The following is a 12,276-nucleotide window of genomic DNA, read 5'->3' on the forward strand; positions in this document are numbered from 1 at the left end:
GATATGGCTAAAATGTCTAATTTTAAAAAACAGCATATAGAGTCGATGGTTCATAGTCACCATATCTTAGAAATGCTCGCTAACAATTCCTCGACTTTTAACATACTTGAAGAATTGGTTTCTATACTAGAACATGCAATACCGAATTCCATGTGCTATATCTATTTGAAAAATAATAATCGGAATATTTTAGATAACGGAATTGGTCCGAATCTTCCCAAGAAATATATTCAATCGATAGGTAGTATAAAGGTGGGTCCAGAAGCAGGGGCTTGTGGGAGAGCAGCATTTTACAAAAAAAATATAATCGTTTCAGACATAAGCACAAGTCCCTTGTGGAAGGAATATAAACCATTAGCACTAGGTTATGGGCTTAAAGCCTGTTGGTCCATTCCTATTTTCTCTCCGACAAATAAGGTGGTAGGAACCATTGCTGTTTACTTTACAAAAAAATATAGTCCGGATTCAACAGAGTGGAAGAGAATAGAGCCGTATATAAAGTTGGCAGGTATTGTAATTGATTACAAACAATCAGAATTAGAGATAGAACAAATCCGCCAATATGATTCTGTAACCGGGTTACCTAACGCTATTAAATTTAAGCAAGATGTAAAGCAGGTATTGGACCAAAGCCAGCTTAGAAAAGAGCAAAGCAAGTTCGCTATCGTTTTTTTAGATCTAGACCGATTTAATGTAATTAATACCTTAGGGGGCTATCAATTTGGAGATATTGTACTAAAAAAAGTAGCTAAGACGATATCCCAGAGTCTAGGTGAATATAGCTTAATAACGAGGTGGAATAGTGATAAATTTATTTGCCTTATTCCTTATACGTTTAACAAAGATATACAAGCAAATATTTCCACAATTTTGAATAACTTACACAAACCTCTTGAAATAGAACAACATGAATTTTTTATTAAAACAAGTATAGGAATAAGCTGTTACCCAAAGGATGGAACGGATGTTGAGTTACTAGTTAAAAACGCCGAGCTTGCAATGAAAGAGGCAAAGAGTAAAGGTGAAAACAAATGCATCTATTACACTTCCTCCATGAATGCCAATTTATCCGAACAAATAATTATAGAAAAAGATCTTCGTCATGCTATAAATCGAAATGAATTTTTATTATATTATCAACCTCAGCTTGACTTGTCTAACAATCAAATTGTTGGGCTAGAGGCTCTTATTAGATGGCAGCACCCTAATTTACAGTTAATGGCGCCAGATAAATTTATGAAAGTTGCAGAAGAAACGGAATTAATTATTCCAATTGGAGAGTGGGTTTTACGTACTGCTTGTAATCAAATGAATTTCTTAAAAACGAAAGGGTATCCATGTCGATTATCGGTTAACCTTTCAAGTATACAGTTTCTTCAAGATAATTTAGTAGACATGGTACAAGATGTAATCACGGAATCAGGAATAGATCCAAACAATTTGGTATTAGAAGTAACAGAAAGTACGCTTGTAGAAAACTTGGATGTCACGGTTGATCAATTAAAAAGGTTAAAATCCATAGGAGTTCAAATTGCCTTAGATGACTTTGGAACTTTATATTCTTCTTTAAATTACTTAAAGCATTTTCCGATTGACATTATTAAGATTGATAAGTCGTTTGTCAGAAATAGTGCATCTGATAAGCGAGATATAGAAATTTTGAAAACAATTATTCGATTAGGGAAAAATTTGAAGTTAAAAGTTTTAGCTGAAGGTATAGAGACAAAGAATCAGTTAGAGATGCTTAAAGCATTAGATTGTGAGGAAGGACAAGGTTACCTTTTTAGTAGGCCATTAGCAATGGAAGAATTCATAAAAAATTTATATACAGTGGGAAATGGAATGTAAAGGAGAATGGAAAGATGGAGATGGCTAATTGTCCGGAGTGTAATCAACTATTTATAAAGGATAAACATGAAATTTGTCCTCAATGCTACCAGAAGGATGCCGAAGCTTATAAAGAATTAACGTCCTTAATAAAGGAAAAACCTTCTATTCCATTAAATGAAGCTTTTGATCAATTGGATATTTCTTCAGATACCTTTTTACGTTGGAGGAGGAATGGAAGGATTTAGGGATAATATCCTAAAAACTAACGCAAATGCAGTGTATGTTTTTACATAGGCTATCCCGTATATGGATAAGGCTTAAAGAAACGCCAAAGTAATGACAGGATATAAACGGAAGAAAACATAAAAAGGGTGAGACAGCATGAAAATGACTATTATTAAAGAACCGAATCTACTAAGAGACGGAATTATAAAGATATTACAAGAATACTTTCTCGAACATGAAGTTGTAGCATATGGATCTAAAGACTATTTGACACTACAAAGGGAAACGAACGATGAAAACGGGTTAGTAATCATAGATTGTGATACAGCAATTAACCTTTTTTCGACAATTGATTTCTACAAAAACAAAAATAAAAAAGTGATTGTATGGATATCGAATAGGGACGATGTTAGGCTGATAGATTTATTCCAATTAAACCTGGATGGATATTTTTACAATGGCATGGAAAAAGAGGAATTGTTAGCTGCTGTTCGCGGCGTAAGAGATGGAATACAGTATATCCATCCAATTTTATCACCAGTCCTATTAAAGGATTATGCTCGATTGCATAAGACAACTCCCGATAAACCAGTTGGGGTGTTTTCGGAACGCGAGTGGGAGGTAATAGAATTACTGACACAAGGGTTTAAAAATGAACAGATTGCCAAATTACTTTTTATTTCTGTTGAAACGGTTAAAAACCATGTCAGCCAAATCCTAAAAAAACTGGGTGTTCCTGATCGGACAAATATTGTATTAACTGCAATAAGAAACAATTGGGTATCCATTTAAGAGGATTTCATTATTATCAAATGATGAACGCGAGGATAGACTATGACCAAGAATAGAAGGAATCTTAGAATTCAAATTGAATTAAAGCGAAAAGAAATGATTCAATGCGGGAAAAAATATGGTTTGGATCATCACAAAACATTATACACAAGTAAGGAACTAGATATATTAATCAATAAATTTTTAAAAAAATAGATGTTGATTTAGTGGGAAGGGAAGACAATCATACATCGATAAAGGAATAAATAGACATTTGGAAACCAAACATATATGGTACAACCTTATGTAAACAACACCTCTGAGTAGTCGCCTCATAAGTAAAGTCTTTCATTTGAAATTGAATGTAAAGGAGAGACGTTCATATAATGATCAATTTTAAAGAAATACAAACTTGCTACAAATGTAAGGAAGAAAAACACCACAGTGAATTTTACGATAAAGGAAATCGTTTTATGAGTTGTTCGGATTGTCGTAGCCAGAGAATCCATAGAAGAGAATCAATTAAAACATTATTGGAGAGAGAGCAAAAAATAAAGAAATATGGTGCACTCTAATTTTCCGCATGGTACCGTCACAGTGACGCCCCGGATTTTGTCGAAAGGCATCCGGAAAGCTCTGTAGAGAAAATTTTTGCGGGACTGTTTTATTGGTATAACCGTATCAATTGAACCTTCAATTATATATTATATTTATGAATGTTAGCCCTAATTACTTACGAGGAGTTAGGTTTTTTTAATTTGGAGGGATAAATAGTATCAAACACTTGAGTTAACCAATGCAGGGCCTATTACTATAGTTGAAAGCTACATATCCTTGGTTACTGATCTTGATCTGTACATCGCTATCAACCGAATCTGAGAAGTCGGTACTAGGTGCCCCATTCATGTTTGGTTTCTTTTTGAAAATTTTCCAGGGATTATATTTTTTGAGATATTAACCGATATCGGGTACCCAACCCTAGATTGAAAGAAGGATATCAGGGAACCAGGGGTCGGTTCTTCCCCTTCATATGTTAAAGGATGTAGAGTGTATCGTTGTCCACCATATTGAGGAGGCGGTTCAGATATAGGAGGACAAGAGTCTTTGTCGTTCCAACCTCAATCATCTCCAATGGAAAGTCTATCAAACTCCCCAAATGCTTATCAAAATGGTTTCTAGAAATGAAATGTGTAGTCGATCTGCGTTTTCATTTATTTTTCCACCTGATTGATGCTTTCGTGTACTATCACTATCTCTAACGTAGTCACGTAATACTTTTCTGAATCCACCATTGGCTAGGGTACCTGTGTCACCACTCGGAAAAATTAGTGGATTTTGTCGAATGAGTGGTTAGGTGGAATTGTAAGGGATTGTTGATTTTGTGAACAGCTGCTCACAAAATCTAGCAATATATTTACTTGGAGATAAAAAGTTCCTTCCCCTTCTTTTCCTTTTGTTTTTAGTTGGTTCTGGTTCGTAGCTTTAATTATACTGATAATATTAAGATAAATGCTGTTATTGTTACGTTAGAAATAATTGAATAATCACACAATACATGAAGTGCTTTATTTAACTATTTTTTTCCTAAATATTTTTTTCTAAACTTACTTGGGGCTATGCCCTCATGTTTTTTGAATAATCTTGAAAAATAAGCAAATTGAGAGAAACCACATTCTTCTGAAATCTTCTCTACACTCCACTGTTTAGAAACTAGTAACAGTTTTGCATGGTCCAGTCGCGTTTTATTTAAATATTCAATAGGAGAGTATCCTAAAACTTCCATCATACACCTGGAAATATGATTTGGATGAAAACTTAATTCTTGACCTAATTCCTTATAACCAATCTTTCTAGTGAAATTTTTCTTTATAAATGAAGCAGCCTCCTCAGCGATAACTACAGATTGTGAGGATTTTTCAAGTTGATTTAGAGAAGATAATTCTTGTAATAGTTGTTGGAATTGTAATTGTTGTTGCCATTCCCATGAAGGTCTAACTTCTGAGTTAACCTTTAAAATTTGTTCACAAATATGCTTGAAATGATCCCAATTTTGAAGCTTAGAAAGCTTTTGAAGTGTTATGGGGAACCTGTGTTCCTTGAAAGGGTGGAGTTTTAATTCCAAAAAATCTTTATGGTTAGTATTGTTAGTTTGACTTTCATTAACTACTGACCATTGAGATGGATTAAAATGAAACCAATAAAAATGTGTTTCTTGCTTACAAGGATAGGTTGAAAAATGGTGCCCATCTGGATAAAGGATTAGAGACATACCTTCTTCAACTACATATTCTTGATTATTCTCTCCCATGAATAGACACCCCTTTGTAACTATTAGCAAATCGAAAAGGCCGATATTGAAGCGTGTTGAATGAGTCTCCCCTATTTTATAGGTATCTTCACCAACTGCAATAAGACTTGGCAAGGGTGGAGAGAAAAATTGTAGCATATGTTTCACATCCTTATTGTTTGAATTGTGCAAATTTTTGTTTAAATTAATAGTTTTTATATTGAGATTATAACATTAAGATAGTACTAGAAACATTTTTAAATTAATTTAATTAAGGAGGTAAACGATGGAGAAAACTAGTGAATTAAAGTTAACGAAAACTCCATTCCAATCACTACCCCTTGGAACTGTCAAGCCTATGGGATGGTTACAGAATCAGCTAAAAATCCAAGCAGATGGTTTTACAGGACATCTTGATGAACATTGGGATGATGTTGGTCCAAATAATGGCTGGCTTGGAGGAAATGGAGATAGTTGGGAAAGAGGTCCTTACTACTTAGATGGTTTAGTTCCACTTGCTTTTTTATTAGAGGACGAAAAACTTATTGATAAGGTAAAGGTATGGATTGAAGCAACCTTAGATAGTCAAAGAGAAGATGGCTCCTTTGGCCCTAGTAATTTAAGACAAAATAATAAAACTGTAGCTGACCAAGATTGGTGGCAAGAAATGATTATGCTGAAAGTACTTACACAGTACGAGGAAGCTACCAATGATAAAAGAATTGTTCCGTTTATGCAAAAATATTTTCAATATTTATTGAAAGCGCTGCCGAAATATCCTTTGAAAGAATGGGCTCAAGCTAGAGGGGCGGATTTATTATTATCAATCCACTGGCTATATGAAAGAACCGATGATCCAAAGTTGTTGGAATTAATTGATATTGTTGAAAAACAAACGATAGATTGGACCGGAATTTTCTCTAATTTTCCTTACTGGCGAAAGCAGAATGAATGGGATCACCGGATACATGTTGTAAATGTTGCAATGGGAATAAAAACCCCAGCCATGTTGTATCGAAGCAGCAAATCAGAATATCAAAAACAAGCAATTTATAAAGGGATTGAGAGTTTGATGACATATCATGGGCAAGCCCATGGAATGTTTTCAGGTGATGAGTGGCTGTCCGGAACGCATCCAAGCCAAGGAGTCGAATTATGTGCGGTAGTTGAATACATGTTTAGTATGGAGAATTTAGTTAGAGTTATTGGAGATGGAAAATTTGGGGATATCCTTGAAAAAGTTGCTTTTAATGCACTTCCTGCAACGATTTCTCCTGCTTGGGATTCACATCAATATGATCAACAAGTAAATCAAGTTATTTGTAATTCAGCAAATCGTCCATGGGTAAATAAACCGGACTCAAACACGTTTGGTTTAGAACCTAATTTTGGATGTTGTACCTCAAATATGCATCAAGGGTGGCCTAAGTTTACAACTAGTCTTTGGATGAGTTCAGAAGATAATGGATTAGCAGTAATTTCTTATGCACCATGTCAAGTTGAATTTACTGTTTCCGATAATGTTAAGACCAGAATTAATGTAAGTAGTGATTATCCATTTCGAGATAGTGTAAGTATGGAAGTCAATTTAGAAAAAGACGCTACGTTCTCAATGTATTTACGAGTACCAAACTGGTGTAAGCGTTTCAAAGTAAAAGTTAATGGCATCGATCAAACCTATGAAATGAGTAATAATTTTGCACAAATAACTCGTACCTGGAGTGATAATGATGTTGTAGAAATAGGTCTACCAATGAGTATTGAATTAAATGAACGTAATAATAATGCTGTCAGTGTGCAACGTGGACCTTTAGTATATGTATTACCTCTTGAAGAGCAATGGGTTAAGATTCGAGAAAGGGAAAGATTTCATGATTGGGAAATTTATCCTAAATGTGCTTGGCAATATGCCCTTATTGCTGAAAAAGAATTTGATGTCAAGTTTGAAGAAATTAAAACTCAGCCGTTTAACACGGATTCACCAGTAAGGCTACTCACTCAAGGAAAATTACTATCTAATTGGATAATGGAAAATAATTCTGCAGCTGAACCACCATTTAATCCGAAATTATTTCCTGGTACAAATGAAGATACAATCGAGCTTATACCATATGGTTGTGCCCGTTTAAGGATTGGAGAATTTCCAATTTTGAGGAATTAAACATAAAAGAATGTATTTTATTAACATTATTGTAAGCCCTTACAACATTTTGGATTATTAGTTTATATAAAGGGGAGTAAAAACATGTTTAATAAAAAGTTAGGTTTGATATTTCTTATCGTTGCTTTTCTGGCTCTTGTGGGTTGTGCTTCTGGTTCATCAGGTGAAAATAGCTCATCTGATGGAGATAAAGAGCTTTCTCTTTGGGCAAGAGAAGCTAGTGCGGATTTAATGGGCGATGCAGTAGAAGCGTTTAACTCAAAGGACAATGGAATTAAAATTAATGTTAAATCAATCCCAGCCGATAACTTTTCAGATCAACTGGCAACTGCTTATGCTTCTGAATCAGCACCAGATATTGTAGCGATAGATTTAATTCTAGCTCCTTACTATTCTTCAATAGGTGCATTTAAAGATTTGTCTGAGAGATATGAGAGCTTAAGCTTTAAAGATGAATTAAATCAGTCAATGCTTAATTTAGGTGAAAGAGAAGGAAAACAATATGCATTACCTTATAGTTCAGACGTTTCAGCTTTAATTTATAACAAGGATCATTTTGAGGATGCCGGATTAGACCCTGATAGCCCTCCTGAAACGTGGCAGGAATTAAGGGATTATGCCAACCAACTGACAACTGATGATCGGTTTGGATACGTATATTCTGGAGGTAGTGCAGGTGGCCTAATGTTTACTTTTATGCCTTATGTTTGGGGAAATGGTGGTGCAGTTTTAAGTGATGACGGAACTGCAGCGGAAATAAACTCACCTGAAGCAATAGAAGCTTTACAGTTTTTCACCGATCTAACTCAAACAGATAAAGTTACCCCTGAAGGAGTTACTACTTATGTTAATGAAGCAGAAGATGCCTTTACTTCAGGTAAGGTAAGCATGATTGTTTCTGGAAACTATGTTGTTGGTAAATTAAATGAAGATTATCCAGACTTAGATTATGGTGTGGCGTTAATTCCAAGAAATGAAGGAAAAGAACATTCTTCATTCAGTGGTGGAGAATTAATTGCTATATCTAAGTCAACAGAATATGTTGATGAAGCATGGGAGTTTATAGAATACGCACTTACCGAGGATGTGCAAGTAGAGGCATTTGCATCTAATGGAATTATCCCAGTAAGAAATGATTTTGTAGAAAATAAATATTTTAAAGAAGAGCCAAAATACCAAGTGTTCGCAGAAGCAGCAAATTATGCTAATGCACCTTATACAACTAAATATAACGAATTATACAATCCTATTTTAAGCGGTCTTCAAAAGGCTTTTAGCGGGGAACTAAGTCCTGAAGATGCCGTGGTTGAAATAAGTGATGGTATAAATGATGTATTAAACAAATAAAAGGAGAGAGGATATCCTCTTTCCTTCCTTTTAAACAAGGAGGGCACTTATGAAAACAGCTATTAATCAGAAATTACTAATTATTCGAGGTCAAAAAAAAAGAAATAAGGTTAAATTAGGGAGTTTTCTTTTTATCTTACCTGCTGTAGCACTTAACCTAATTTTCTTTATTTATCCTTTTTTACAAACGTTACGTATGTCCTTTTATGAATGGCCTCTTATGGGAGAAAAAACATATTTAGGTCTTTCTAATTTCACACAAATATTTTTAGATGGGCAATTTTGGACTTCCTTCTGGTTTACAGCTAAATATACATTAATGGTCACACCTCTTATATTTATTATTGCATTTAGTCTAGCTCTATTAATAAATAAACGACTACCAGGAGTAGCATTCTTTAGAGCGGTTTATTTTGCACCAGTGGTTATTTCAATGGTTTCATCCGCACTTGTATGGTTGTGGATTTATAATGATTTATACGGTGTTCTTAATTACTATTTGTTGAATTTGGGTATTGTTAATGACCCAATTCTTTGGATGGGGCATGCGAGTACATCCTTGCCAGCTATTTCTTTTATGATTACATGGAAAATGGCAGGATTTACAATGATTATCTTGCTTGCAGGTCTTCAGTCTATACCAACTGAAACATACGAAGCGGCGAGTATAGATGGTGCTTCTACTCTGAAAAAGATACTTTATATTACAATTCCCATGCTAAAACCATCAATTGGGTTAGCCTTAATTGTATCTGTAATTGGATCAGTACTTGGGTTTGAACAGTTTTTAATAATGACAGGTGGAGGTCCATCAAATACAACAACTACTATTGTCCATTATATCTATAATCAGTCGTTCAAGTATTTTCATTTTGGATATGGTTCAGCGATGACTGTGATATTACTAATTGTTTTAGTTGTCTTGAGTTACATTCAATTAAGGGTACTACGTAATCCAGCTGACCAATAATAAAAGGGGCGTTATTTAAAAATGAGTAGTTTAGTAGAAGCTTTTAAAAATCATAAATCATTTTATATCATTAATATAATTATAAGCTTGTTATTTCTCTTACCTATAATATGGACACTCAGTACTTCTCTGAAAATAACAAGTGATATTACTAGTTATCCACCCAAATGGATACCACCTACATTTTCATTAGATCATTATAAAACTATTTGGACATTTGAGAATGGTATTTTTTCTCTTTACTTTTTAAATAGTGTTATTTTAACAACTTTTACTGTTATTTCGGTTGTATTTATTAGTAGCTTGGCAGGTTATGGTTTCTCTAAGTTAAAGTTACCATTTAAAACTCTCTTTTTTATAATGATCTTGGCTGCGCTAATGATTCCTTTTCAAAGTTTACTAATTCCACTCTATTCAATTATGAAGGATATAGGATTATTAAATACTCGTTTGGCGCTTATTATTATCTATACTACCTTTCAACTGCCATTCGGTGTGTTTATGATGAAAAATGCATTTGATGCAATTCCGACAAGTTTAAGAGAAGCCGCTCTTATTGATGGATCAAGTGAATATAAAACGTTCTTAAGGGTAATGGTGCCTCTTGTATGGCCTGCAATGGCTACAGTAGCAATATTTTCTGCATATACCACTTGGAATGACTTTTTGGTTGCACTTGTATTTGGTGTAAATGACAATGTCAAAACTTTAAATATTGGTTTAACAAATATGGCAATAGGTCAGTATGGTACGGATTGGGGACTATTAACATCAGGATCCATGATTAGCATTTTACCTATTATCATCCTGTTTATATTCTTACAAAAATATTTTATTAATGGAATTACGAGTGGTTCTGTAAAATAGTGAACTTAGAGGTAGAAAGTGAGGAGTTCATTTTGCAACATTATAGTTTTGATTTGAAAGACCCTACATTTGATATAGCAGGTCTGACAATAAGTATTCATCTACACACAATGGAGAATATTTATGGCTTAGATCCTAGTTTTACTAAGCTATATACTCATGGGAATAAATGGTTGATTAACTGTACTCAACTTAGCTGGGCGGGACAGCAACAACAAGCTACAGGATTTTTTAAACTGGAAGCTATTAAAAATGATAAAAAACAGATTGTTATAAAGATGGAAGCTGAAGCAAAACAAAAAATTAAGTCGGTAAAGTTATTAGTAAAAAACCTAAACCCAATGTCTTTCTATGAGACAAAAGGTGAGGAAAGGTTTTCAGGTCTCCAGTCGGAAGGAGTATTTTATTACCCATATAATCCTTTTGCATATAATCATAACTTAAAAGTTCCTCTTCTTTCTCTAAGAGACCATACTACAAATCAAATAATAAGTGTTAAATCTGAAGAGAATAAAATAAGAGCTAAGCGATTTGTTTATTATCCTGAATTGCAAGGACAATATAAAGGAACTTATACTCTAGAGCTAATACATGATGAACTTGCAGTAGAAATGGCTAGCAGAATTTCTATTCCAAGTTGGATAATAGATATGGATTCAAACCCAAAAACATTTTTAAAAGATTATCTAGCTTTTGCAGAATCAGAAAAGGGTATTGGACTAACTCCTTTTGAAAAACGAAGTGATTTTCCAGAGTGGTTCCGTGAGGTTTCTTTAGTTCTCACGCTCCATGGAATGCATTGGAGCGGTTACGTATTTAATTCATATAAACAAATGCTGGAGATAGTGAAGTATGCTACTGAGCGTATTGAGGGAAAACACATTCTTGTCTATTTACCAGGGTGGGAAGGAAGATATTACTGGCAATATGGAAAATATCGTCCTGATCCTCAACTAGGAGGCGAAGACGATTTTGCTCTTTTATGTCGTGAATCAAGTAAATTAGGTGTCCACATGATGCCAATGTTTGGATCCAATTGTGCTAACTTAACATTCGATAACTTTGCTAAATATGGCTTGAATTCTTTAATGAAAACTCCATCCAGATTAATATATCATGTTGGGGAGCCAGATTGGGATTTGAGTAGACAGAAAGACAATGGATGGCAAGCTTTTTTAAATGTTGGAGCACCAGATTGGAGAAGAGAATTGACACGACAAATATTAGAATTATATGAGACATACCAATTTGATAGTATCTTTCTCGATTTAGTTCATCATTGGTCAAATGATCCTGATTATGAAGTGTTTGAGGGTTTAAAAAAACTAAAAAAAGACTTAACGAACTACACAGATTTATTTGTAGCTGGAGAAAATTGGTACGATGGGTTATTAAGTATTTTTCCATTGTTCCAAGTAAGACCTAACTTGAAACAACCTAAGTGGGTAGGAAGATATGCGAAGACAATGGCTCACTTATTGGAAGCAGAGCCGAGTAGAGGAAGCACAGGTGTACATGAAAGAGGCTATACGAAATATGAAAGAAGACTGTTACAAGAGAGTTATATTCCTACCATTGCATTTGTAGATGGTACTTTTGAAAATGAAAAAGAAGAGTTCAACGCTATAATTAGGCAAGGTTTAAGATATAAAAAAGAATATATAGATAGTTAATTTATAACTGGATGTATAGCTTTAATTTGTGGGTTAATCAGTGTTTTTATCTAAACTCGAAACTCTAAAATAGAAATCGAATGATAGAATTTTTATTTGGAAATTATTCAATCTATCTTTTTGGTAAGATTCCATTCGAGAGAAT

Annotated in this window: 10 protein-coding genes; 9 read left to right on the forward strand and 1 reads right to left on the reverse strand. The window is 34.0% G+C overall.

The features are described 5' to 3' along the window. The first annotated feature begins 3 nt into the window (after positions 1–3). The 4 genes from JOC48_RS15780 (at position 4) to JOC48_RS21570 (ending at position 3,042) form a co-directional block, all read left to right on the forward strand. Positions 4–1,848 carry a sensor domain-containing phosphodiesterase gene (locus tag JOC48_RS15780; RefSeq protein ID WP_204501297.1) on the forward strand — a complete coding sequence of 615 codons (1,845 nt, stop codon included), beginning with the start codon at positions 4–6 and terminating at the stop codon, positions 1,846–1,848. Between the two features lie 14 nt (positions 1,849–1,862). Beyond that, a complete protein-coding gene (locus JOC48_RS15785; protein WP_204501299.1) occupies positions 1,863–2,075 on the forward strand; it encodes a hypothetical protein in 213 nt (70 codons plus the stop codon). A gap of 136 nt (positions 2,076–2,211) precedes the next feature. Beyond that, positions 2,212–2,847: a response regulator transcription factor gene (locus JOC48_RS15790; RefSeq protein WP_204501301.1), complete on the forward strand. Its 636-nt coding sequence runs from the start codon at positions 2,212–2,214 to the stop codon at positions 2,845–2,847. A gap of 42 nt (positions 2,848–2,889) precedes the next feature. Next, positions 2,890–3,042, forward strand: coding sequence for an aspartyl-phosphate phosphatase Spo0E family protein (locus JOC48_RS21570; RefSeq protein ID WP_204501303.1), 153 nt, complete (start codon positions 2,890–2,892; stop codon positions 3,040–3,042). Between the two features lie 1,357 nt (positions 3,043–4,399). Here JOC48_RS21570 and JOC48_RS15800 read toward each other — a convergent pair. After that, positions 4,400–5,272, reverse strand: a complete 873-nt coding sequence (locus JOC48_RS15800; protein WP_204501304.1) for an AraC family transcriptional regulator — start codon at positions 5,270–5,272, stop codon at positions 4,400–4,402. A 127-nt stretch (positions 5,273–5,399) separates the two neighbouring features. Between JOC48_RS15800 and JOC48_RS15805 the strand changes: the two genes are divergently transcribed. The 5 genes from JOC48_RS15805 to JOC48_RS15825 all read left to right on the forward strand — a co-directional run bounded on the left by JOC48_RS15805 (position 5,400) and on the right by JOC48_RS15825 (position 12,131). Further along, complete coding sequence (locus tag JOC48_RS15805) at positions 5,400–7,274, forward strand: beta-L-arabinofuranosidase domain-containing protein (RefSeq protein WP_204501305.1); 1,875 nt, start codon at positions 5,400–5,402, stop codon at positions 7,272–7,274. A gap of 84 nt (positions 7,275–7,358) precedes the next feature. After that, positions 7,359–8,621, forward strand: coding sequence for an ABC transporter substrate-binding protein (locus tag JOC48_RS15810; protein ID WP_204501306.1), 1,263 nt, complete (start codon positions 7,359–7,361; stop codon positions 8,619–8,621). Between the two features lie 49 nt (positions 8,622–8,670). Beyond that, positions 8,671–9,591 carry a carbohydrate ABC transporter permease gene (locus tag JOC48_RS15815; RefSeq protein WP_204501307.1) on the forward strand — a complete coding sequence of 307 codons (921 nt, stop codon included), beginning with the start codon at positions 8,671–8,673 and terminating at the stop codon, positions 9,589–9,591. Positions 9,592–9,612: 21 nt separating this feature from the next. Beyond that, positions 9,613–10,458 carry a carbohydrate ABC transporter permease gene (locus tag JOC48_RS15820; protein ID WP_204501308.1) on the forward strand — a complete coding sequence of 282 codons (846 nt, stop codon included), beginning with the start codon at positions 9,613–9,615 and terminating at the stop codon, positions 10,456–10,458. 32 nt (positions 10,459–10,490) lie between these two features. Next, positions 10,491–12,131 (forward strand): hypothetical protein, encoded by a 1,641-nt coding sequence (locus tag JOC48_RS15825; protein WP_204501309.1) that lies wholly within the window; start codon positions 10,491–10,493, stop codon positions 12,129–12,131. Positions 12,132–12,276 lie beyond the last annotated feature (145 nt).

It is taken from the genome of Aquibacillus albus, assembly GCF_016908325.1.
GTDB classification, from domain to species: domain Bacteria; phylum Bacillota; class Bacilli; order Bacillales; family Amphibacillaceae; genus Aquibacillus_A; species Aquibacillus_A albus.

Bases quoted from the DNA above. Each gene is read 5' to 3' on its own strand.
- JOC48_RS15780 (WP_204501297.1), top strand. From the start codon at position 4: ATGGCTAAAATGTCTAATTTTAAAAAACAGCATATAGAGTCGATGGTT.
- JOC48_RS15785 (WP_204501299.1), top strand. From the start codon at position 1,863: ATGGAGATGGCTAATTGTCCGGAGTGTAATCAACTATTTATAAAGGAT.
- JOC48_RS15790 (WP_204501301.1), top strand. From the start codon at position 2,212: ATGAAAATGACTATTATTAAAGAACCGAATCTACTAAGAGACGGAATT.
- JOC48_RS21570 (WP_204501303.1), top strand. From the start codon at position 2,890: ATGACCAAGAATAGAAGGAATCTTAGAATTCAAATTGAATTAAAGCGA.
- JOC48_RS15800 (WP_204501304.1), bottom strand. From the start codon at position 5,272: ATGCTACAATTTTTCTCTCCACCCTTGCCAAGTCTTATTGCAGTTGGT.
- JOC48_RS15805 (WP_204501305.1), top strand. From the start codon at position 5,400: ATGGAGAAAACTAGTGAATTAAAGTTAACGAAAACTCCATTCCAATCA.
- JOC48_RS15810 (WP_204501306.1), top strand. From the start codon at position 7,359: ATGTTTAATAAAAAGTTAGGTTTGATATTTCTTATCGTTGCTTTTCTG.
- JOC48_RS15815 (WP_204501307.1), top strand. From the start codon at position 8,671: ATGAAAACAGCTATTAATCAGAAATTACTAATTATTCGAGGTCAAAAA.
- JOC48_RS15820 (WP_204501308.1), top strand. From the start codon at position 9,613: ATGAGTAGTTTAGTAGAAGCTTTTAAAAATCATAAATCATTTTATATC.